The 23,932-nt window shown below is 40.2% G+C and carries 19 protein-coding genes and 1 tRNA gene; 7 read left to right on the top strand and 13 right to left on the bottom strand.

Features of this window, described 5'->3' with window-relative positions:
• Nucleotides 1–131 precede the first annotated feature (131 nt).
• From infB to accD, 6 genes are all read right to left on the bottom strand, one after another.
• A complete protein-coding gene (infB, locus tag NYR63_RS03295) occupies nucleotides 132–2,645 on the bottom strand; it encodes a translation initiation factor IF-2 (RefSeq protein ID WP_279458175.1) in 2,514 nt (837 codons plus the stop codon).
• Between the two features lie 21 nt (nucleotides 2,646–2,666).
• Nucleotides 2,667–4,148, bottom strand: coding sequence for a transcription termination factor NusA (gene nusA, locus NYR63_RS03290; RefSeq protein WP_279458174.1), 1,482 nt, complete (start codon nucleotides 4,146–4,148; stop codon nucleotides 2,667–2,669).
• Between the two features lie 16 nt (nucleotides 4,149–4,164).
• Nucleotides 4,165–4,626: a ribosome maturation factor RimP gene (rimP, locus tag NYR63_RS03285; protein WP_279458173.1), complete on the bottom strand. Its 462-nt coding sequence runs from the start codon at nucleotides 4,624–4,626 to the stop codon at nucleotides 4,165–4,167.
• 218 nt (nucleotides 4,627–4,844) lie between these two features.
• Nucleotides 4,845–4,921 (bottom strand) — tRNA-Met (locus NYR63_RS03280).
• A gap of 86 nt (nucleotides 4,922–5,007) precedes the next feature.
• Nucleotides 5,008–6,309, bottom strand: coding sequence for a bifunctional tetrahydrofolate synthase/dihydrofolate synthase (folC, locus tag NYR63_RS03275; RefSeq protein ID WP_279458172.1), 1,302 nt, complete (start codon nucleotides 6,307–6,309; stop codon nucleotides 5,008–5,010).
• 57 nt (nucleotides 6,310–6,366) lie between these two features.
• Nucleotides 6,367–7,260, bottom strand: coding sequence for an acetyl-CoA carboxylase, carboxyltransferase subunit beta (accD, locus tag NYR63_RS03270; protein WP_279458171.1), 894 nt, complete (start codon nucleotides 7,258–7,260; stop codon nucleotides 6,367–6,369).
• Between the two features lie 346 nt (nucleotides 7,261–7,606).
• Between accD and mazG the strand changes: the two genes are divergently transcribed.
• The 5 genes from mazG to NYR63_RS03245 all read left to right on the top strand — a co-directional run bounded on the left by mazG (nucleotide 7,607) and on the right by NYR63_RS03245 (nucleotide 13,614).
• Nucleotides 7,607–8,386 (top strand): nucleoside triphosphate pyrophosphohydrolase, encoded by a 780-nt coding sequence (gene mazG, locus NYR63_RS03265; protein WP_279458170.1) that lies wholly within the window; start codon nucleotides 7,607–7,609, stop codon nucleotides 8,384–8,386.
• 93 nt (nucleotides 8,387–8,479) lie between these two features.
• Nucleotides 8,480–9,208 carry a response regulator gene (locus NYR63_RS03260; protein ID WP_279458169.1) on the top strand — a complete coding sequence of 243 codons (729 nt, stop codon included), beginning with the start codon at nucleotides 8,480–8,482 and terminating at the stop codon, nucleotides 9,206–9,208.
• A gap of 65 nt (nucleotides 9,209–9,273) precedes the next feature.
• Complete coding sequence (gene cpxA, locus NYR63_RS03255; RefSeq protein ID WP_279458168.1) at nucleotides 9,274–10,674, top strand: envelope stress sensor histidine kinase CpxA; 1,401 nt, start codon at nucleotides 9,274–9,276, stop codon at nucleotides 10,672–10,674.
• A 152-nt stretch (nucleotides 10,675–10,826) separates the two neighbouring features.
• Nucleotides 10,827–12,749: a MacB family efflux pump subunit gene (locus NYR63_RS03250; RefSeq protein WP_279458167.1), complete on the top strand. Its 1,923-nt coding sequence runs from the start codon at nucleotides 10,827–10,829 to the stop codon at nucleotides 12,747–12,749.
• Between the two features lie 91 nt (nucleotides 12,750–12,840).
• Complete coding sequence (locus NYR63_RS03245) at nucleotides 12,841–13,614, top strand: Nif3-like dinuclear metal center hexameric protein (RefSeq protein WP_279458166.1); 774 nt, start codon at nucleotides 12,841–12,843, stop codon at nucleotides 13,612–13,614.
• A gap of 74 nt (nucleotides 13,615–13,688) precedes the next feature.
• Here NYR63_RS03245 and glpX read toward each other — a convergent pair whose 3' ends face one another.
• Nucleotides 13,689–14,687 (bottom strand): class II fructose-bisphosphatase, encoded by a 999-nt coding sequence (glpX, locus tag NYR63_RS03240; RefSeq protein WP_279458165.1) that lies wholly within the window; start codon nucleotides 14,685–14,687, stop codon nucleotides 13,689–13,691.
• Between the two features lie 187 nt (nucleotides 14,688–14,874).
• Between glpX and zapB the strand changes: the two genes are divergently transcribed.
• Complete coding sequence (zapB, locus tag NYR63_RS03235; RefSeq protein ID WP_279458164.1) at nucleotides 14,875–15,093, top strand: cell division protein ZapB; 219 nt, start codon at nucleotides 14,875–14,877, stop codon at nucleotides 15,091–15,093.
• Between the two features lie 59 nt (nucleotides 15,094–15,152).
• Nucleotides 15,153–15,734 carry a thymidine kinase gene (locus NYR63_RS03230; protein ID WP_279458163.1) on the top strand — a complete coding sequence of 194 codons (582 nt, stop codon included), beginning with the start codon at nucleotides 15,153–15,155 and terminating at the stop codon, nucleotides 15,732–15,734.
• Between the two features lie 438 nt (nucleotides 15,735–16,172).
• On the opposite strand, the gene tsaB is transcribed toward NYR63_RS03230, so the two are convergent.
• From tsaB to rnd, 6 genes are all read right to left on the bottom strand, one after another.
• Complete coding sequence (gene tsaB, locus NYR63_RS03225) at nucleotides 16,173–16,865, bottom strand: tRNA (adenosine(37)-N6)-threonylcarbamoyltransferase complex dimerization subunit type 1 TsaB (RefSeq protein ID WP_279458162.1); 693 nt, start codon at nucleotides 16,863–16,865, stop codon at nucleotides 16,173–16,175.
• A gap of 103 nt (nucleotides 16,866–16,968) precedes the next feature.
• Nucleotides 16,969–18,045: a 3-deoxy-7-phosphoheptulonate synthase AroG gene (gene aroG / locus NYR63_RS03220; RefSeq protein ID WP_279458160.1), complete on the bottom strand. Its 1,077-nt coding sequence runs from the start codon at nucleotides 18,043–18,045 to the stop codon at nucleotides 16,969–16,971.
• 122 nt (nucleotides 18,046–18,167) lie between these two features.
• On the bottom strand, nucleotides 18,168–19,031 hold the full coding sequence (gene ypfJ / locus NYR63_RS03215; RefSeq protein WP_279458159.1) for a KPN_02809 family neutral zinc metallopeptidase: 864 nt from the start codon (nucleotides 19,029–19,031) through the stop codon (nucleotides 18,168–18,170).
• Nucleotides 19,032–19,212: 181 nt separating this feature from the next.
• Nucleotides 19,213–22,086: a DNA translocase FtsK gene (locus tag NYR63_RS03210; RefSeq protein WP_279458158.1), complete on the bottom strand. Its 2,874-nt coding sequence runs from the start codon at nucleotides 22,084–22,086 to the stop codon at nucleotides 19,213–19,215.
• A gap of 11 nt (nucleotides 22,087–22,097) precedes the next feature.
• On the bottom strand, nucleotides 22,098–22,580 hold the full coding sequence (lrp, locus tag NYR63_RS03205) for a leucine-responsive transcriptional regulator Lrp (RefSeq protein ID WP_279458157.1): 483 nt from the start codon (nucleotides 22,578–22,580) through the stop codon (nucleotides 22,098–22,100).
• An 85-nt stretch (nucleotides 22,581–22,665) separates the two neighbouring features.
• Complete coding sequence (gene rnd, locus NYR63_RS03200; protein ID WP_279458156.1) at nucleotides 22,666–23,781, bottom strand: ribonuclease D; 1,116 nt, start codon at nucleotides 23,779–23,781, stop codon at nucleotides 22,666–22,668.
• Nucleotides 23,782–23,932: the final 151 nt, after the last annotated feature.

Raw genomic sequence — 23,932 nt, 5'->3', positions numbered from 1 at the left:
CCTCAAAATTTTGTTAGGATTATACCCTAATTTGTGATTATTAGCGATTAAGCCAAAAGCAAGCGGTCAGTTTCTACTAAATTTTTGCAAATTTATGCAGAAATCTGACCGCTTTCAATAACGAAACGAAATTAGATGCTACGTTTCACTTCAACCACTTCGAATACCTCGATTTGGTCGCCGACTTTCACATCGTTGTAGTTCTTAACGCCGATACCACATTCCATACCGTTACGCACTTCCGAAACGTCGTCTTTGAAACGGCGGAGCGATTCTAACTCGCCTTCGAAGATTACTACGTTGTCACGTAATACGCGGATTGGGTTGTTACGTTTCACCACACCTTCGGTTACCATACAACCTGCGATTGCACCGAATTTCGGATGACGGAATACGTCACGAACTTCTGCCAAGCCGATGATTTCTTGTTTGAATTCAGGCTGTAGCATACCGCTCATTGCCGCTTTGATTTCGTTGAGTAATTCGTAGATGATTGAGTAGTAACGTAAGTCGATATTTTCCGCTTCGATGACACGACGAGCCGATGCGTCCGCACGAACATTGAAACCAACCATAATCGCATTTGAAGCAGCAGCTAAGGTTGCATCCGTTTCGGTGATACCACCTACGCCGGAACCTACTACTTTCACTTTTACTTCGTCGGTTGAAAGTTCTGCTAACGCTTGGCAAATCGCTTCTACCGAACCTTGTACGTCCGCTTTCACGATAACATTAAGCTCTGCAACGTCACCTGCCGTCATATTGCTAAACATATTTTCAAGTTTCGCTTTTTGCTGACGAGCAAGTTTCACTTCACGGAATTTACCTTGACGGAATAACGCGACTTCACGTGCTTTTTTCTCGTCACGTACAACGGTTGCTTCATCACCGGCCGCCGGTACGCCTGAAAGACCTAACACCTCAACAGGGATAGAAGGACCGGCAGAATCCACTTCTTTACCGTTTTCATCACGCATTGCACGTACACGACCGTATTCAAAGCCGCAAAGTATGATATCGCCTTTGTTTAAAGTACCTGATTGAACCAAAATGGTTGCAACCGGACCACGACCTTTATCAAGGTAAGATTCGATTACGACACCGCTTGCCATACCGTCTTTAACCGCAGTAAGTTCCAATACTTCAGATTGAAGCAAAATCGCCTCTAACAAATCATCAATACCTAAACCTTTTTTCGCTGAAACCGGTACGAATTGCACATCACCACCGAATTTTTCAGAAACTACTTCGTGTTGTAGTAATTCTTGCTCTACACGATCAGGATTTGCTTCCGGTTTATCAATTTTGTTTACCGCAACTACAATCGGTGCGCCGGCTGCGCGTGCGTGTTGAATCGCTTCGATAGTTTGAGGCATTACACCGTCATCCGCCGCCACAACAAGAACTACGATATCCGTTGCTTTCGCACCACGTGCACGCATAGAAGTAAACGCTGCGTGTCCCGGTGTATCTAAGAAGGTAATCATTTTACCGTCATCGGTTTCAACGTGATAAGCACCGATATGCTGGGTAATACCGCCTGCTTCGCCTGCCGCTACTTTCGCTTTACGGATATAGTCAAGTAATGAGGTTTTACCGTGGTCTACGTGACCCATAATGGTGACTACCGGCGCACGTGTTACTTTTTCCGCATTAACGTCACGATCTTCCATTACCGCATCTTCTAACTCATTTTCATTGCGTAGAATAACTTTATGACCCATTTCTTCCGCAACAAGTTGTGCGGTTTCTTGGTCGATTACTTGGTTGATCGTAACCATTTCACCCATTTTCATCATCGTTTTGATGATTTCGGTTACTTTTACCGCCATTTTATTAGCAAGTTCAGCAACAGTGATGGTTTCACCGATAACAACGTCAGCTTTGTTCACTTGAACCGGCTTGGTGAAGGCTTGCTGTAATGCAGAACCTTTCTTCGCATTTTTACCCTTACCTTTCACATCTTTTTGATTACGGCGATCCGCACTGCGTTCGTTTTTATCGTCTTCACGTCCACCTTTTTTCGCTTTCGCTACGCCGGTTTTACCACGACCGCGGTTACCCTCGCTTCGACGATCATTATCACGATCCGCTTCAAGCGCATAAGTTGAGGTAAATCGATCTTCTTCAAATTCGTCTTTGTTTTCAGATGCGTCTTCACGAGCCATTTCCGCTAAACGACGTGCATTTTCCGCCGCTCGTTTAGCTTCCATTTCCGCTTTTTGACGCGCTAATTCTTCTTGTTTACGGCGAAGTTCGGCTTCTTCTTTTTTCTTCGCTTCTTTTTCAGGATCAACCGCTTTTTCTTGTTTTGGTTGTTCTACTTTTGGCGCAGCCGCTTTCGGTTTACTGTTTGGCATAACCGGAACTGCCGGAGCCGCTTTCTTAGCCGCTTCAACTTTTGCTTCTTCTTCGGCTTTAGTTTTTGCAGCCGCTCTTTCTAACGCTTCTTTTTCAGCTTGCGCTTTAGCTTCCGCTTCCTGTTTTGCTTTTAATGCCGCTTCTTCTTGCGCTTTTTTGACCGCTTCCGTGTCAATTTTACGTGATTTACGTACTTCAACTTGCACTTTACCATCTGCTACCGTGGTTTTAGTACGACGTTGTAAGCTTAATTTTTTTGGTGCTTCAGTTTTATTATCACTCATTGTTTTTTCTCCCCACAACGATTAACTAAACCAACAGATTTGACGTGCAGCCATAATTAACTCGCTTGCTTTGTCTGCCGATAATTCTTCAATATCCGAAAGGTCGTCCGTTGCTTGTTCCGCTAATTCTTCAAGCGTTGTGATGCCTTTTTCAGCCAGTTTAAATGCGATATGACGATCTAAACCTTCTAAATTTAATAAACGGTCTTCAATATGCGCTTGTTTTAACGCTTCTTCTTCCGCTAACGCTTTTGCGGTGATTGCGTTTTTCGCACGCGTTTGTAGCTCTTCCGCAAGATTTTCATCTTCAATACCATCGATTGCAGTTAATTCGCTAACCGGAATAAATGCGATTTCTTCTAAGCTAGAGAAACCTTCATCGACTAATAACTGAGCAAATTCTTCATCAATTTCTAACGCAGAAACAAATAAGTTAATTACTTTATTGTCTTCCGCTTGATGTTTTTTATCTAAGTCTTCGGTAGTCATTACATTTAACGTCCAACCGGTTAATTGGGTTGCTAAACGCACGTTTTGACCGTTACGACCGATTGCTTGCGCTAAGTTTTTACTTTCAACCGCAATATCCATCGCATGTTTATCTTCATCAACAACAATTGCGCTGACTTCCGCCGGTGCCATCGCATTAATGACGAATTGTGCCGGATTATCGTCCCAAAGTACGATATCTACACGCTCACCGCCCAATTCATTGCTAATAGCTTGCACACGTGCGCCACGCATACCAACACAAGCGCCTACAGGATCGATACGTTTATCATGTGATTTCACCGCAATTTTCGCACGAGAACCCGGATCACGTGATGCGCCTTTAATTTCGATAACATCTTCACCGATTTCTGGTACTTCCAGTTTAAATAATTCTTCTAACATTACCGGTTTTGCACGTGTTACGAAAAGTTGCGGGCCTTTTGATTCAGGTTTAATCGCATATAATACGCCGCGAACACGGTCACCCGGGCGGAAGTTCTCGCGTGGAAGCATATCTTCACGTACGATTACCGCTTCAGCTTGATTACCTAGATCTAAGATAATTTGTTCACGGTTTACTTTTTTAACTGTTGCCGCAATGATGTTATTTAATTGTGAGCGGAATTGGTCGATAACTTTATTACGTTCCGCTTCACGAATTTTGGTACTGATCACTTGGCGTGCCGTTTGCATCGTAATACGGTCGAATGGAATCGAATCCACTTCATCTTCTACGATATCGCCTAATTGTACGCTTGGATTTTCGTATTGCGCCGCTTCTAAGCTGATCTCACGTGTCATGTTATGTACTTGTTCAACCACAATCCAGCGGCGGAAAGTTTGGAAATCACCGGTTTTACGGTCGATTACCACACGTACGTCAATATCCATTTCTTTTTTCTTTTTAGTTGAAATGGCTAGTGCCGTTTCAAGCGCTTCAAAAATTGCCTCTTTTGGCAATAGTTTTTCATTAGATACCGCTTCTGCGGCTAATAAAATCTCTTTACTCATTTTTGGGATTAACCTTCTAAAAATTAAAAACCGGAACTAAATTTGCTTTTTGAATATTACCGAATGCGAATTGACGAGTTTCGTTATCCACCGTAAGCGTAATTAAGTCGCCTTCCACACTCTCTAATTTACCTTGCCATTTACGGCGATCGAACATCGGAATACGTAAGTGAATCATGACTTCTTGTCCGATAAAACGTTGGTAATGTTCAAGCGTAAAGAGCGGGCGATCTAAACCCGGTGATGAAACTTCTAAGTTGTATTTATCCGCAATCGGATCTTCAACATCGAGAATCGCACTCACTTGACGGCTTACATCACTACAATCATCAATAGTTACGCCGCCTTCTTTATCAATATATAGGCGTACCGTTAAAAAACGCCCTGCTCGCTGACACTCAATCCCGACTAATTCACAGCCCATAGATTCAATGGTATCGGAAACGAGTTCTTCTAATTTTTGTTCTAAAGTTGCCAAGGAATATCCTCCTAACAGATATAAAAAAAGAGCCTTAACCAGCTCTTTTGATACGATTATGATCTACCGGCCACAAAAAAACCCCAGACGGAAAACCGTGGGGCTTTAAGCGGTTTGTTTTATACCATATTTTGCAAATTTATGTTCGTTATCGAAAATTAACAAAGGCTATATAAAACAAAACTCACAGTTTTAAACAAAACTGTGAGCCTTAAAACTGGTTGCGGGGGCCGGATTTGAACCAACGACCTTCGGGTTATGAGCCCGACGAGCTACCAAGCTGCTCCACCCCGCGTCTGATGTGGTTTATTATAGAGATTTCCAAAACCAATGCAAGCACTTTTTTCGAATTTATTTTCGTTTGGTGAACAAAACAACAAATTACTGCGCTATCCAAACCAAAAAATCGCTCACGGTGTGGAATGAACCGAAAATTAGGATAATGTCGGTTTTATTCGCTTTGGCGAATAATGATTCAGCAGCTTCGGGAACAGTTTGGTAATAACAAGCGGTCGAATTTGGCAAAACGTTTGCCAGTTTTTGATAGACCGCTTCCCCTGATTGTCCTCGATATCCTGCTAAACCGGCACAATGCCATTCGTCAATGACATCGGCTAAAGGCTCTACGATGCCGCTTAAATCTTTATCAACCAATGCACTAAATACCGCATAAACCTTTTGATTTGGCTGTTTTAGTGACATTAGACGTTCCGCCAAATATTTTGCCGCATGCGGATTGTGCCCGACATCAATAATCACTTGAGCAAGCGGTCGTTTTCCGGAAAAATTTGCAAAATCTTGTTCGGTTAGCGTTTGGAAACGTGCGGTCATTTGTGCTTCTTGCAATGCGGCTCTAACCACTTGTTCATTAATTTCAAACGGAAGTTGAGCCAAAACGGCTAAAGCGGTACCTGCATTTGGAATCGGAATTTGCGGCATCGGTAAATCTTGCCAATCAATAAATTCCGATTGCCAGTGGAAGCGGTTATTTTCTACGGAATATTTCCAATTTACATTGCGTCTAACCACTTGGCAATTAAGTGCTTTCGCTTGCTGTAAAATGCTTTTCGGGCAATCCGGCTCACCGATAATTACTGGAATATTTTCACGGAATATACCTGCTTTCTCTCGCCCGATATCTTCTCGGTTATCACCAAGAAACTCAACGTGATCAATATCAATAGATGTGATGACAGCTAAATGCGGATCAACAATATTGGTTGCATCTAAACGTCCGCCAAGCCCAACCTCTAAAATCACGATATCTAAATTTACCTCTTTAAAAAGCTGTAATGCAGAAAGCGTGCTAAATTCAAAATAGGTTAAAGAAGCGGTCTTTTTTTGTTGGATTTTTGCAAATGATTGAACGTGAGCTTCATCATTGAGTAATTCTCCTTGGATTCTTACTCGCTCATTGTAACGAATCAGATGAGGTGATGAATAGACACCGACACGATAGCCGGCTTTTAATAAAGCCACTTCAAGTAAACGACAAGTTGAACCTTTACCGTTAGTACCGGCAACAGTAATGACATAGGGAGCCGGTTGAAGTAAGTCTAATTCTTGTGCTACGCCTTTAATACGTTCTAAGCCCATATCAATCGGCTTAAAATGCGATTTTTCTAAGTAATCTAACCACGTAGTAAGGCTGTCATTAATCGTTGGAGCTGTTAAAGTATTCATATATCTTTCTCAAAAAGAAAGCCACGTATAACGTGGCTTAGTCAATATTAAATAAAATTACGCTTCTTCAACAATAAGTTCCGCTGCTTTAAACGGCGTTGGTTTATTGGTCATTTTCGCACATAAACGCGCAAGCGTATCACGCATATCTTTACGTTGTACAATCATATCAATCGCACCGTGTTCTAATAGGAACTCTGCACGTTGGAAGCCTTCCGGTAATTTTTCACGTACGGTTTGTTCGATAACACGAGGGCCGGCAAAACCGATTAATGCTTTAGGTTCCGCGATATTGATATCACCTAACATCGCCAAACTTGCCGAAACGCCACCTAGTGTCGGGTCAGTTAAAACAGAAATAAACGGCACTCCTTTTTCACGCATTTTTGCTAAAATTGCGCTAGTTTTTGCCATCTGCATTAAAGAGAATAATGCTTCTTGCATACGAGCACCGCCTGATGCAGAGAAACAGATAAACGGGATATTCTCCGCTAAAGCTCGCTCCGCCGCACGTACGAATTTTGCACCGACAACCGAGCCCATTGAACCGCCCATAAATTCAAAGTTAAATGAAGCGACTACTACCGGCATATTATGTAATGTACCGTACATCGTAATAAAAGAATCTTTTTCACCGGTTTGTTTTTGCGCTGCAGTTAAACGATCTTTATATTTTTTCAAATCTTTAAATTTTAAGATGTCCTGCGGTTCTAACTCTGCGGCAATCTCTTGTGCGCTATCTTGATCTAATAACGATAATAAACGAGTACGTGCATCAAAACGCATATGATGATTACATTTTGGGCAAACGTACATATTACGTTTAAGCTCTTCGCTGTATAGTACCTGTTCACAGCTTGTACATTTTGTCCAAACGCCTTCCGGCACTTTAGATTTACTACTGCTTGACGATGAAGAGGTTCTACCTAAAATTCTTTCAATCCAGCTCATTTTTTAACCTTATTATTTTGACAAAAAATTATCGGTATTAAAGCATAATTCCGGCGATTTGGATATGCTTTAATAATACAAATCTGATCTGATCAGCTGAAATATCAGCTATGTGTATAAGTACGGTAAATAAATGCACCGATTAAAATACACAGCATAATTAAAATTTGTATTAATCGTTTTTTTGTTAATTTTTCAGCCGCCATATTTTCTCTTAGAAAACTTAATCATTTTAATTATTTTAACAATTTTCTGGATAAATTGTTAAATTTTTAGTTGAAACTCATTACTAACCTGCCAAAATAACCTTGTTTTATATGCAAATTACAAATAAATAGGAAGGTTTATGGTTACTATCAATCAATTTCTTGAAGTCGTCGCTAAATTGCGTGATCCTCAAACGGGTTGTCCATGGGATATAAAACAGGATTTTGACTCTATGCTCCCTTGCTTATTAGAAGAAACTTATGAAGTCGCGGAAGCTATTCATACAAAAGACAGATCCTCTTTACGGGAGGAATTAGGCGATCTGCTCTTACAAGTCGTATTTCTTAGCCAATTGGCAAAAGAAGAAGGAACTTTTACTTTTGATGACGTACTAAATGACATTCATCGTAAATTAATTTATAGACACCCTCACGTGTTTGGCGACAAAACCGCTTCAAATAGTGAAGAAGCACTGAAAAATTGGGAAGAACAAAAAGCTTCCGAAACTAAACGCCGGCAGCAAGAATCTATTTTAGACGATGTACCTTTCGCTTTACCGGCATTAACTCGTGCCAATAAACTGCAAAAACGCTGTGCTAAAGTCGGTTTTGACTGGGATAACCCGCAAGACGTATTAGCTAAAGTAGAAGAAGAGTTACAAGAAGTCAAAGATGAAATGGCTCAATACCCTCAAAGTGCCAGTAAACTGGAAGAAGAATTAGGCGATTTCTTATTTGCGACCGTTAATCTCTGCCGTCATTATAAGATTGATGCCGAAACAAGTTTACGCAATGCAAACGTGAAATTCGAAAGACGTTTTAAAAAAGTGGAAAGCGTAGTTAAAGCGCAGGGAAAATCCGTACAAGAATGCGCCCTGCACGAACTTGATTTTATTTGGGATCAAATAAAATCGCTATAATGAATTGACAAACCTTGATAAAGTTGTAAATTATCATAACTATGTCAATTAGTTACAGTAATAAACATAATTAAATAAAAATAGGAATTATCTATGCCTAGAATTTTACTCGTTGATGACGATATTGAACTGACGGAATTATTAGCGGAATTACTCTCGCTAGAAGGTTTTGAGATTCATTGTGTGCATAACGGTCAAGATGCGCTGACAGAATTGGAATTACAAAGTTATGATCTTATTCTTTTAGATGTGATGATGCCGGTATTAAACGGTATCGAGACATTAAAACAATTGCGCCAAAAACACTCTACGCCGGTATTAATGTTAAGTGCCAGAGATGATGAGATTGATCGTGTCCTCGGTTTAGAATTAGGTGCAGATGATTATTTACCGAAGCCTTTTAATGATCGAGAATTAGTCGCACGTATCAAAGCGATTTTACGCCGTACGACTTCTAACTCTTTATCGAATCCCGATGTGATTACTTATTCTAATCAGTCGCCGGAAGAAAACAGTAAACAACTTTCATTCGGCGGTGTCGAATTGCACCCCGGTCGCCAACAAGCTATTTTTGAAGGTCGCGATTTAGATTTAACCGGTACGGAATTCGCATTATTGCAAATGCTAATGCGTAATCCGGGACAAATACTCTCTCGTGAGTTGTTAAGCTTAGAGATTTTAGGAAAACGTCTAACGCCTTACGATCGTGCAATTGATATGCACATTTCTAATCTCCGCAAAAAATTACCGGAGCGCAACGATAATTTGCCGTGGTTTAAAACATTACGCGGTCGAGGTTATTTGCTCGTTACTGAAAAATAAATCCTTTTCTTTTAAATCCCTCGGTTTATCGAGGGATTTTCTTTTCAAATGAAGTGTGAAATTACATGCCTAAATATATTACTTATATCTTAAGTAAGATTAAATCAATGAGAAACTATCTTGCTTATCAATTATTTGCTTATTTCGGATTAACTTTCGCTATTCTACTTGCTATTACGCTGGCAATACCTAATTTTGATGCCCGTTCATTTCTGCCGATTGAAACGGATGAACGTGACTTTTTTCAGCAAGAAAGCCACAGTACGGAAATGCAATACAATTTAGATGAAATTTTCGAACGTAAACTTTCCGTAGCGACTACAAACGGATTTGATGTCATTTTACTAGATTGGAAAACCGGTGTTTTTGTCGGCGTGGATCCACATACGATAAAATCTTTTCAAGTATTCTTATATCGAGCGGATAGTCCTGCCGAGCCGTTACAACGTCGCTTTGGCAATTTAGAAATATATGGCCCGTTTTTAGTCAAATCCAGCAAAAGGGAATATTTTCAATATTTTGCACAATCCGTTGATCCGCAAGAAGAATTGTTCAACCAAATTTTTGATTCTCCATGGCTTATGCTGTTAATCGTACTTGGCGTAAGTATCCCTATTCTATTGTGGCTGTCATGGAAAATCGCCCGTCCGGTTAAAGCACTCAGACTTTCGGCTAATGCGGTAGCAACCGGTAACTTTGCAATAAATCCCGCTTTAGAAACGGAAGGAATTAACGAATTGCGAGAGGTAGGGAAAAGTTTTAACCAAATGATTACCTCATTACAAGATTTGACCTTACACCAGCAACGTTTAGTATCGGATATTTCACATGAGTTAAAAACACCGCTTGCACGTTTACATCTAGCAACGGCATTAATTCGTCGTCGTAACGGCGAATCACAGGAATTAACTCGAATCGAAAATCAGATTCAAAAGCTGGATACCATGGTACATGACCTGCTAGTACTCTCTCGACAACAAGTGAATCAGCATCTGACTCGTGAAATTTTCTCAATAAATAAAATTTGGGACGACTTATTGGAAGATGCTAAATTCGATGCCGAACAAAATCACCTTGATTTATTCATTAGCCAACGAATTACCTATCCTGAACATTTCTTCATTAACGGTAATCCGAATATTTTGGCTAGTGCTATGGAAAATGTGATTCGCAATGCACAAAAATATGCGCATAAAAGTATTAAGGTATTAATTTATATTGATAATACCGATTTGGTTATTGCGATTGACGATGATGGAGATGGTATTCCTGAAACGGAATATCAACAAATTTTTCGTCCGTTCTACCGCGTCGATGAAGCTCGAGATCGCCAAACCGGCGGTACGGGTTTAGGGCTTGCTATTGTCGCCAATGCGGTGCAACAACACAAAGGCAGTGTACAAGCGATGAAAAGTTCACTAGGCGGTTTAAGAGTCGAAATTAAGTTGCCGCTATGGATTGAATAAATGTTAAAGCGGTCGTTTTTGTCAAAAATTACGCAAAAACGACCGCTTGTTTCTCCTCCGTAACCTTTCTTTATATATTTAAATCCATAATCTATTAAGATAGAATCTGTTTAAGGTTCTACTGACTTTCCATAAGAATTATCGGCGATAATATGAAATTAATTGAAATTGAAAAACTGAACAAGTATTTCGGTTCGGGTGAAAATACTGCACATGTGTTAAAAGACATTAATGTTACGATCGAACAGGGTGATTTTGTTGCCATCATCGGGGCTTCCGGTTCGGGAAAATCGACGTTAATGAATATTATCGGCTGCCTAGATACCGCAAGCTCCGGCGTATGTAAAATTGACGGAAAAGAAACGTTGCATATGACATCTGATGAACTTTCCGATTTACGCCAGCGTAAGTTCGGCTTCATTTTTCAGCGTTACAATCTACTCTCCGCTTTAACTGCCAATGAAAATGTCGCTCTTCCTGCAATTTATGCAGGAATGGATAATTCATCACGTAAACAACGTGCTAATCAATTGTTAGATAAGCTCGGCCTAGCCGATAAAACGTTAAATCGTCCTAATCAACTTTCCGGCGGACAGCAACAAAGAGTAAGTATTGCACGAGCATTAATGAACGGCGGCGAGATTATTTTAGCTGACGAACCGACCGGTGCTTTAGATTCAAAAAGTGGTGAAACCGTACTTGAGATCTTAAAAGATCTGCATAAAGAGGGCCATACGATTATTATGGTGACTCATGATGCAAATATCGCTGCAAACGCTAGTAGAATCATTGAAATTAAAGACGGTTGTATTGTGCGAGATGAACGCCAACAACCTTATTCGGAAGAGATAAAACTCTCAAAACGGGCATATAAAAAACCACGTTTTCTTGACCAATTGATTGAGTCATTCAAAATGGCAACCAATGCGATTATGGCGCATAAATTGCGGGCGTTGCTTACTATGCTAGGAATTGTTATCGGTATTACTTCGGTTATCTCGGTTGTCGCTCTAGGACAAGGTTCTCAGCAACAAATTCTCTCAAATATTAATAGCTTAGGTACCAACACTATGACGATTATGAACGGTACCGGCTTTGGTGACCGCCGGGCAAACTTGACTAAAAATTTAACCATTAGTGATGCGATGATGCTGAATAAACAACAATTTGTGGACAGCACTACGCCCTCAAGTAATTTGAGCGGGACGGTGATTTACGGAAATACTAACGTAACCGCTTCAATCAATGGTGTAGGCGAACAATTTGTTAATGTTAAAGGGTTAAAAATGGTTTCCGGGCGTTTTTTTGATGCCGATGAAGTTAAATTATCATCACAAGTTGTAGTGATTGATGCCAATACCAAAAAAGACCTCGGTTTAACCGATCCTGTTGAAGGTAAAGTGATTTTGGTGGATAAAAAACCGCTTACAGTTATCGGACTGGCACAAGAATCAAATAATCTAAATCAAACCAGCTTAAAAATGTGGATGCCTTATACTACACTTATGCAACGTATTTCCGGTGAAAAATTCATCGATTCATTAACCGTTAAAGTCAAAGATAATGTAGAAAGTCAAACGGCGGAAAAAAGTATTAACGAGTTGCTGACAGCCAAACACGGTAAAAAAGATTTCTTTGTGATGAACAGTGATACCATCAAACAAACAATTACCAGCACCACCAATACGATGAAATTATTGATTTCTTCTATTGCGATGATCTCATTGATTGTCGGCGGTATCGGTGTAATGAACATTATGTTGGTATCGGTAACCGAACGTACGAAAGAAATCGGTGTGCGTATGGCAATCGGGGCAAAACAAAGCAATATCTTGCAGCAATTTCTGATTGAAGCGATATTAATCTGTTTACTGGGCGGTATTATCGGCATCCTACTTGCGATAGCGATTATTTTCTCGTTCAATACGTTGGGCACAAATTTCAAAATGATTCTTTCGCCCGCTTCTGTCGTATTAGCGGTATTCTGCTCTACGTTAATCGGTGTCGTATTCGGCTATATGCCGGCAAAAAACGCTTCAAAACTCAACCCGATTACCGCCTTGGCACAAGAGTAAATTAACTTGTTATAAGCGGTTAAATTTTTTGGGAAATTTGCAAATTTTGTAGATAATTTAACCGCTTATTTTTCTAAAAAGGAATAAAAAAATGGGACTATCCAATCTCAAACTTGAACAAATTATTGATGAAAAACTAAATAGTAAAGTAATTAACGACTACGCACCGAACGGTTTACAAGTGGAAGGTAAAGCACAAATCCAACGTATTATTACCGGTGTGACTGCAACCTTGCCATTGATTGAAAAAGCGATTGAAAAAAATGCTGATGCGATTTTAGTGCATCACGGCTATTTTTGGAAAAGCGAATCGCCTTGTATTCGAGGTATGAAAGGTAAACGTATTAAACAATTATTAGTGAATGACATTAATCTGTTTGGTTACCACCTTCCGCTTGATATACATTCGGAATTAGGCAATAACGCCCAATTGGCGAAAAAATTAGGTGTAATTAACTTACAAGGTTTAGAAGACCGTCCGAATTCAATTCCGGTATATGGTGAGTTAGAAACCCCGATTTCCGCACAAGATCTAGCGAACCGTATTGAAACAGCACTTAATCGCAAACCGATTTTATGCGATGAATTTATTGCAGACTACCCGCATAAATTAATTCGCAAAGTCGGTATTTGTACCGGTGGCGGGCAGGGTTATATTGATTTAGCGGCAAGTAAAGGCTGTGATGCGTTTATTTCCGGCGAAATTTCAGAGCAAACGACCCATTCCGCCCGTGAACAAGGCATTTATTACTTCGCTTGCGGACACCACGCAACAGAACGAGACGGTGTAAAAGCACTGGGAGAATGGCTTGCAAAAGAATATAGCTTAGACGTGGAATTTATTGATATTGATAATCCGGCTTAATCTAAAATGTAGTGTAAGCTAATAAATAAAAAAGTCGTATCAAAAATAAGATACGACTTTTTTATTACTATTTTTTAATCTTCAGATAAACGAGAAATATCGTGATAAGAAGCCAATTTACGAATCGTACGAGAACGACCGCGAATTAATAACGTTTCGGTAAACATCATACTGCCCTTACGTTGTACGCCTTTTAATAAATCGCCGGTGGTAATGCCGGTCGCGGCGAACAGCACGTTATCATCACGCACTAAATCTTCCAGTTTTAACACTTGATTGACTGGCACATTCATTTGCGCACAACGTGAAAGTTCTTTTTCCGCTGCAGAAAGGTTTTCCGGCGAATTGCCTTTTACTTGATTACGAGGAATAAGACGACCTTGAATATCACCGCCTAAAGCACGAACCGCCGCAGCCGCAACCACGCCCTCCGGTGCGCCGCCGATACCATAAACTAAATCCAAATCGCTGTCCGGTAGGCAGCACTGTACTGCAGCCGCTACATCGCCGTCAGGAATAGCCATCACTTTTACACCTAATTTCTGTACTTTTTTAATAATCTCATCGTGACGCGGTTTCGCTAAAATAGCTACCGTCATTTGCGTGAGCAATTTACCTTTTTTAGACGCAACACGACGAATATTTTGCTCAAGAGGTAAATCCAAATCGATCATACCTTTAGCTTCACTATCCACTACCAGTTTTTCCATATACATATCCGGTGCTTGAAGGAAGGTATCTTTGCTACCTGCAGCTAAAACCGCTAATGCGCCCGATTGCCCCATCGCCGTCATTCGAGTTCCGTCAATCGGATCCACCGCAATCGCGACCTCTCTATCTTCCGGTTGAGAACGCCCTACTTTTTCACCGATATATAACATCGGTGCTTCATCAATTTCCCCTTCGCCGATAACGATTTCACCACGAATCTCCATCTTATTTAATACTAAGCGCATTGCCTTAACCGCAGCATCATCTGCGGCATTTTTATCACCTCGACCGATCCACTCATAAGCGACAAGCGCAGCGGCTTCCGTTACCCGAGAAAATTCAAAAGAAATAGCACGTTTCATCTTATGTTCCTTATAATAAATAACCAAAATTCTTAATATTTTATCAGCTCGCAATCGATTACGTTACTAAAAAATCGGCAAATGAAGAAAAATTCCAAAATGTATGAACTTTTCAATGAAATCAACACCTAACTGAGTTATAATTCTTACACTTTTACACATTTGTATTTTAAGAGGGAACCCAATTATGTCATTACCAATTCTTGACCAACTTGAAGAAAAAATTAAACAAGCCGTAGAAACCATTCAATTACTCCAATTAGAAGTGGAAGAATTAAAAGAAAAAAATACTACTGCGGAACAAGAGAAAGAAACATTACGCCAAGAATATGAACAGTTAAAATCTGAACAACAGAATTTCCAAGATCGTTTACGTTCACTTTTAGGTCAAATCGATAACGTATAATTGTTCCTTTTTTCATAGAACGGCTAATGTGATTAGCCGTTTTTTATTTGTGTAAGATTATGGCAAAACTCTATTTCTATTACTCTTCAATGAATGCGGGTAAATCAACCACCCTGTTGCAATCCTCATATAATTACCAAGAGCGAGGTATGAATACCTTAGTTTATACCGCTGCGATTGATGATCGTTATGGTGTCGGTAAAGTCAGTTCTCGTATCGGAATTTCACAAGAAGCATTGTTATTTCAGTCGGATACCAATCTATTTAATGAGATTGAACTTGCTCATCAGCAAGAAACGTTACACTGTATCTTAATTGACGAAGCCCAATTTTTGACTAAGTCGCAAGTATATCAATTAACCGATGTTGTGGATAAACTCAAAATTCCGGTACTTTGTTACGGCTTACGTACCGATTTCCAAGCGGAGCTTTTTGAGGGCAGCCAATATCTATTAGCATGGGCGGATGAATTACAGGAACTTAAAACGATCTGTGATTGCGGTAGAAAAGCACACTTTGTTATTCGCATGAATGACAAAGGTGAAGCGGTAGCGGATGGTGATCAAATTCAAATTGGAGGAAATGACAAATATCTTTCCGTATGTCGTTACCACTATAAACAAAAACTCAATAAACTCTAGTCTTACTAATAAGCGGTTGTTTTTACAAATTTTTTTACTAAGACGACCGCTTGTTATCATGCATTCTCTCCTTTAATTTCCAATTTTTAAATTTAGTGCTTTGTTCCCATTTTTTGACTAATTATAAAGTGAGCAATCGCTCAATAAAATGGAGTGTAACGATCTATTTACAAGAATAAGCATCTAAAAACACTCACTCCAAGATCTACTCACCACTCCACCTTTTGTGTCGCAAGGCGGAAAATTCACCGATAAATGTGAGTAATTGCTCAATATATGTGCTTGATTGTATGATTTACATACTTGTTTTGAATAATATACGGAAAGATAACGATGGAAATGGTTTTTTGTAGGATCTTACAAAATAAAAAAGGGTACGTTTTCAATAACGTACCCTACTTACATTTTGTATTTTTATACAAAAGAATAAATGTCTATTTATCTTTTATGAGGTAATTTTTCCCAAGTGACTTCATTACGCAAATAGACCGGTTCTATTTGTAGTGCTGATAATACTCTACCTTGACTAAGTTCCGGCTCGGCAAGTGTAAGCATGGATTTCGCCGAAGGTAAGGTAATATCACTGATGAAAAGCGGTAAATTAGCCTCAGAAAATTGCGAGTATGCCGCCCAACCGGTTCCGACCACTGTAGTGTTCTCTTTTAATTGTATCAGCGCAATGGCTCTTTCCGGAGAGCACACTTGCTCAGTAACGACTTCATGCCAACTTTGTCCTACTTTCTCATATTGTGCAAAATACACTTCATTCATACGTGCGTCTATCAATGCCACTACATTGGTCACCCCTGTCTTTTCGTTTGCGGCTTGCGCCATAGCCAATAAGTTTGAAACGGGTATCACCGGTAAATTAGCTCCCATTGCCAACCCTTGTGCAATACCGACACCTACCCGTACCCCAGTAAAACTCCCCGGGCCTCGACCAAATACGAGAGCATCCACTTGGTTAAGTGAGATGCCTGCTCGTACCAATAATTCATCAATCATCGGTAGAATACGCTGTGTATGGGTTCTCGGACTTAGCTCATCTAATGATGTAATATTTCCGTTATGTTGTAACGCTACAGAACAAGCTTCCGTAGCAGTATCAAGAGCAAGAATCGTTTTGTTCATGAATTTATTACCTTAAAACGACAGAAAACACGGAAATAAGCGGTTAATTTTACAAAAAATTTTGCAAATACCTCTATTCCCGTGTTTCTGATAAATTTATTGATTAAAGCTGTTTATGACGACGTTGTTCCACGGCATCAGCTAATGCAAATAACGCTTTTTCGCTATCTTCCCAGCCAATACACGCATCCGTTACGCTTTGCCCATAAACTAAATGATCTAAATTGCCATCGCCTAATTCTTGACGACCTTCCACTAAATAACTTTCAATCATCACACCGGAAATCAATTCCGATCCATTTGCGATTTGTCGGCATACGTCCTCGCAAATATCCATTTGGCGTTTAAATTGTTTTTGACTGTTAGCATGACTAAAATCAATCATTACGTGCGGACGACGACCGGATTTCGCAATATCTGCGCACACTTTTTCCACTGATTCGGCATCATAGTTCGTACCGTTATCACCGCCGCGTAAGATAATGTGGCAATCCGGATTACCCGCAGTAGAAACAATTGCAGAATGACCGAATTTCGTTACCGATAAGAAATGATGCGGTGCTTCCGCCGCCCCTATAGCATCCAGTGCAATTTTCACACCGCCGTTCGTTGCATTTTTAAAACCGACCGCACAAGATAGACCGGAAGCTAATTCTCGGTGAACTTGAGATTCGGTCGTACGAGCCCCGATTGCACCCCAGCTCATAAAATCCGCCATATACTGAGGTGTGATCATATCTAAAAACTCACCGGCTGCCGGTACGGTTAAATCATTAATATCCGATAAGACTTTACGTGCGATGCGTAAACCGTCGTTTAATGCGTAAGTTTCATTCAGATACGGATCGTTAATTAACCCTTTCCAACCTACAGTAGTACGTGGCTTCTCAAAATAAACACGCATAACTACTTCAAGATTCCGATTAATTTTAGGATTCGCACGAAGAGATTTTATACGTTGCGCATACTCTAGTGCCGCTTTAGGATCATGAATTGAACAAGGTCCAATCACAACTAATAAACGGTCATCCGCACCGTGAATAATTTTATGAATCGCTTTACGTGCTTTTTCTACCGTCTCAGCGGCAATATCACTTGCCGGGAAGCGTTCTAATAGCGCGACAGGCGGTAAAAGTTGCTCAATATTCGTAATTCGAAGATCATCATTTTTATAAGACATTGTGTGCTCTCTTATTGTAAATTATAGGCAAAATTATTAGGAATGAATCTAAAGTAGATGAATTCAAGGAGTATGTCAAATGGTTTTATACTATTTAACTAGTACAAAACCATTTACATGAATTAGCGGCTGGTAAACGTATTACAAACAGCCGGATTACCGGATTGTAATCCCTTGCGGAACCAAGCTAATCGCTCTGCGGAAGAACCGTGAGTAAAACTGTCGGGAACAATATAGCCCTGAGAACGTTTTTGCAAGCGATCATCACCTACCGCTTGAGAAGCAATAAAAGCCTCTTCTACGTCACCAGCATCTAATTTGCCTTCTTTCTGAATTTGATAGCCCCAAACACCGGCGAAGCAGTCGGCTTGAAGCTCCACGTTTACGGAAATTTTATTGGCCGCCGCCTGATTACGAGCGGTTTGCTGCGCTCTCTGCGTTTGTTCGCTAATCCCTAATAAATTCTGAACATGGTGTCCAACTTCATGGGCAATCACATAAGCAAAGGCGAAATCGCCGGAGGCTTTTAGTTGTGATTTCATATCATCATAGAATGATAAATCCAAATAAACTTTTTGATCCGCCGGACAATAAAAAGGTCCCATAGCCGATTGCCCTGTACCGCAAGCGGTAGGCGTTACACCACGATAAAGCACTAATTTAGGTTCTCGGTAAGTTAAACCGTTTTGCTTAAAATAATCACCCCAAATACGCTCTGTAGTGTATAGCACTTTACGAGAAATCGTATTTAATTCGGCCTCTTCCGCTGATGTTTGAATCTGAGTCGTTTGCTGTTGCGGATAAGATGACGATGAATCGCTATATCCCATTAAGCCGGTTAAATCAACCCCATAATAGGCACCGACCAAAACAATAATAAAACCTAAAATACCGCCTTTAGCTCGACCGCCTCCACGGCGAGAACCGTATGATTGACCTCGGCGATCTTCCACATTCGAACTTTCTCTTTCGTTATCTAAACGCATATTTCCGTCCTTAATTTATCAAAACCGAACTTAATTTTATACGAATATTAATCTATATCCTATAAGTAATTGTGTAGTTTTAGTGATAGATAAAAACGCGACCGGATTCTCCCAACATTTACATATTTAGAAAAAATCTCGACCGCTTGTTTTATAAAAAATAACGTGACATTGTCGCTATTTAACGAGCCAGTATTTCACGCTTGCCGTTTTTACCTTGCTCGGAAATAATGCCCTGCGCTTCCATTTGATCAACAATACGTGCCGCACGGTTAAAGCCAAGTGAGAAACGGCGTTGAATACCGCTAATCGAAGTTACTCCGCTTTCAATCACAAACTCGACGATTTCATCAAAAAGAGGATCTACATCCGCGCTGTCCGCTCGACTAGTACCTTCGCTTTCTTCTACGGAAGCGACAATGCTTTCTAAATATTGCGGCTTACCTCTTGCTCGCCAGTTATCCGCGATACGTTGTACGTCCGCATCGCTCATAAATGCACCGTGAATACGAATAATATCCGGACTACCCGCACCGGAATACAACATATCGCCACGTCCCAATAACGCTTCCGCACCGCCTGCATCTAAAATGGTACGAGAATCAATTTGGCTGGCAACGGTAAAGGCGATACGACTTGGAATATTCGCTTTAATCACGCCGGTAATCACATCGGTTGATGGGCGTTGCGTTGCAAGAATTAAGTGAATTCCGACCGCTCGTGCTTTCTGCGCAATACGCATAATGTATTCTTCGGCTTCTTTACCCGCAGACATCATTAAATCCGCAAATTCATCGACAATCAACACAATATAACTGAGTTTTTCTAATGCCGGCGGAAGTTGAACCATTGAATCACCCGGACGCCAAGTCGGGTCTGGAATTGGAAAATTCATTGCCGCCGCTTGCTCTATTTTATCGTTATAGCCTTCGATATTACGCACATTCAAATGACTGATTAACAAATAGCGGCGTTCCATTTCTTCTACCGCCCAACGTAAAGCGTTTGCCGCTTTTTTCATATCGGTAACAACCGGAGTGAGTAGATGTGGAATATCATTATAGATAGAAAGCTCAACCACTTTCGGATCAATCATAATAAAGCGCACTTGTTCCGGTGAAAGTTTAAACAGCAAACTCAAAATCATAGTATTGATGCCGACCGACTTACCACCGCCGGTTTGACCCGCAACCAATAAATGCGGCATTTTCGCCATATCAACCACAATCGGTTCGCCGCTAATATCTTTACCGAGTGCCATCGGCAAGGTAGCGGCGCTATGTTTAAACGTATCACTATTTAATACATCACGAAGCCAAACCGTTTCACGCTGTTTATTCGGTGTTTCGATCCCCATATAAGGTTTACCCGGCACGACTTCCGTAATACGAATCGCTTTAAACATTAGTTCACGAGCGAGATCGCTTGCCAAACCGACGACTTTCGCCGCTTTTACACCGGCGGCAGGTTTAACCTCATAGCGAGTTACAACCGGACCGACCAAGACATCCTCTACCGTTGCTTTAACCCCATAATTAGCTAATGCGCTTTCTAAACGATGAGAAGTTTCAACGATCTCATGTTCGGTAATCTGTTGCGTTTGGCGAGGCGCTTCATCTAACAAATCAAGGGTCGGTAATGGTGTAGTTGGTTTCTCGACCTTATGATTACGCTGTAATAACGGGTGTATCAGTGTATCGCCGTAGCCTTTCGGATAATCCGGAACTTTTGACGATGACACTGATTCCGACTTTTCCGCTTCATTGACTATTTTAACGGTCGGAATGGTTGTAGGTTCAGGTTTACCATTTACAATTTGTTCAAACGTCTGTTCTAAACCTTGCGCCTTAGATCGTTGTTCCATTTGCGCTAAACGAATCTGTTCGGCTTTTTCAAATTCTTTCGCTAATTCCGCTTCGTAATCTATTTCAGTCTCTTCCGCTTGATGGGAAACGGTTTCTTCTATTGATTGTAAACGAACGGTAGGTTTAACTTCCTGTACAAAAGCAGGCATTTGTGCCGTCGGATCTTGTAATTCCACCTCAATCTCTTCTTTAAGAAGTTCAGCCGTTTCCAACTCAGGAATGGTGGATTTCTCTTGGGTATCCTCTGCTAATGAAGTATTTAAACGAATTTTCGGTAAGACTTGAGAGTCTATTTCCGGAATATTTTCTTCCGTTAGATTTACCATTAATTCGGACGACAATTCTTGCCCTTGGATATTAATTTTTGGCAGTTCTAATTCTTTTTCCACTTTAAACATAGCCGGATTCGTTAAAGCCTCTTCCGATGTTTCTTGCTCCTTACGTAAACCACTGATATTCGGTCTATTGAATAACGAAACATCGGTCAATTGTTCCTGTTCCATATTTTCATTTGCAATCGGAGAATGATTGAAGGCCTCATTATCAGCAAGCGGTTGATTTTCAGGGTTTTGTTGCAATTCTGTCTCCGTATGATCATTTGTTGGTTTAGTCTCGTCTTTTGCCACAATCCAATCGTAAAACTGAGCCAACAACGGCAGTAGTAATTGTCCGGAACAGAAATAAAAGCCTACGGCGGTAAACAACATCGCAACGAATAATGCGCCGAATTGCCCGATAGAATCCGCTAATAGCGTTTGAAACATTCCACCGACAAAACCACCGGAAACGTAATAAGCACCGTTTGAAAAAATAACGCTGGAAAGCCCGGCTAAACCGGCTACAAATACGATAAAGCTGATAGCACGGAATAACAAACGTTTCCATGTCCAATCTTTCGCTAACCCTAATATGAGCGAGTATGCCGCAATGCCAAGCAAAGAAAACGGTACGATAAAGGCCACTTTACCCAAAAAAGCGTATAATAAATCAATAGACCATGCGCCTAATACGCCCGCCTTATTTAACACCTCAAGTTCGGTAACACTACTTCCTACGCTCCAAGCATTATCTAACGGACTATAACTTGCCCATGCCACAATTAAATAGAGTCCGAGTAATCCTAGTAAGATAAACATCAGATTAATTAAATTCTCTTTGCCTTTTAATCGTGGTTTGAATCGTTCGATCACCGATTAGCTCCTTATTTTAATAGCAAGTAATTTGTTTGCTTAACTTCTTCCATTACTACATAGGTACGCGTATCGTTTACCCCCGGTAATCGTAATAAAGTTGTTCCTAACAATTTTCGATAAGCCGCCATATCCGCTACACGCGTTTTGAGTAAATAATCAAAATCACCCGATACTAAATGGCACTCTTGAATTTCATCCAGCTGTTGTACCGCACGATTAAACTCTTCAAATACATCCGGTTTGCCCCTCACTAAAGTAATTTCAACAATCACTAATAACGGTGCTTCCAGTAATTCGGGATTCAATAATGCTCGGTATCCCATGATGACATTCTGTTTTTCTAAACGCTTTACTCGTTCTAAACAAGGTGTCGGAGATAAACCGACTCGTTTAGAAAGTTCAATATTAGACATTTTCCCGTTACGTTGTAGCTCATTTAAAATTTTTAAATCAATCGCATCTAATGCTTTAGGTAGTTTTTTATGTTCCATTTGCTTATCTTCCTAGTTTTTTGTACTAATATTTAATTTTACAAGTTTTAGGCTATTTGATCTAATGATGTCGGTTAAATAAATACTATAGGACAGTAAGAATTTGTAAACCGAACGCTCGACGCCACCCGATAAGCAGTTCCGGCAACTTTTCCGGATCTTGCCCTTTTTGATGCCAACTGAACAGCTGATTTAGTTGCCGTTTATTAGCTAATAACTCAGGTGCTAGATCAAGCGGTTGGATTTCAGCTAATTTTTGCTGCATTGCCTTTAATTTATATTTATAGTTCGCTTGATCAACCAAACGTATAATTTTCTTAGGGTAGTTCTCCGGTAATACGGATACCCCCTGCTCAACCAACATTAATAACTTTTTACCATGAATTCTTACCTCATTCGGATGCATAAATTCTAATAACTGTGAAGTATGTTTCGGTTGCAATTTAGCAATTTCAAACAAACAATTCTCTTTGACAACAAAGTTTAATGCTAAATCGCGTTTTTCCGCTTCCGCGATGCGCCATTTTGCCAAAATTTGTAATACTGCAAGTTGCTGAGGTTCCAAACGCCATGCGTTTGAAATATCTTTATATGCAGAAGTAACATCTACGCTAGCTTTTCTTTTATCTAATAAATTCTGACATTCTTGTTCAACCGCATTTTGCCAACGCGTTACGTCTAAATCGGCAACCAATCGTTGATAAACCGGTAATAAATACCATACGTCTGCCGCCGCATATTGTAATTGTTCTTCCGTTAATGGACGGGCAAGCCAATCCGTTCTAGACGCACCTTTGTCCAACTCAATATTTAAATAATGAGCGACAAGTTTCGCAAAGCCCAATGAAACCCCGATTCCCGCAAAACCCGCCATCGTTTGTGTATCGGCCAACGGCGTAGGTAATTGATTAAACTGATGTTGGAAGACTTCTAGATCTTCACTACAAGCATGTAAAACTTTGACAACATTCTCACACGACAATAACCGAATAAACGGAGAAAAATCAGAGATAGTATTAGGATCAATCAAACTCACCGTATCTCCGTCAAAAAGCTGAATAAGACCAAGTTTAGGATAATATGAGCGTGTACGAATAAATTCGGTATCCAATGCGACCGCCGATTTATGACAAGCATTATCACAAACCGATTTTAATTGTTCATTCGTATCAATCCAATTATAGTGAATGATTTGATTCATTTTTATTCTCTTTCTCGCCAATTTTTTTAAAAGATAAATTAATTCTGTGAGCTGATTCACAGAATTAAAATAAAACAGTTGTGATTCCCCAATATTGAAGCAAAATAATTATCGTATGGAGTGTTTAAATTAAAATTTTTTTGACCTAATT

Origin of the sequence: Actinobacillus genomosp. 1 (assembly GCF_029774175.1) — a bacterium.
Classification (GTDB): domain Bacteria; phylum Pseudomonadota; class Gammaproteobacteria; order Enterobacterales; family Pasteurellaceae; genus Actinobacillus.
The sequence above is the reverse complement of the archived record's forward strand: the minus strand, read 5'-3'. Positions and strand labels throughout refer to the sequence as shown.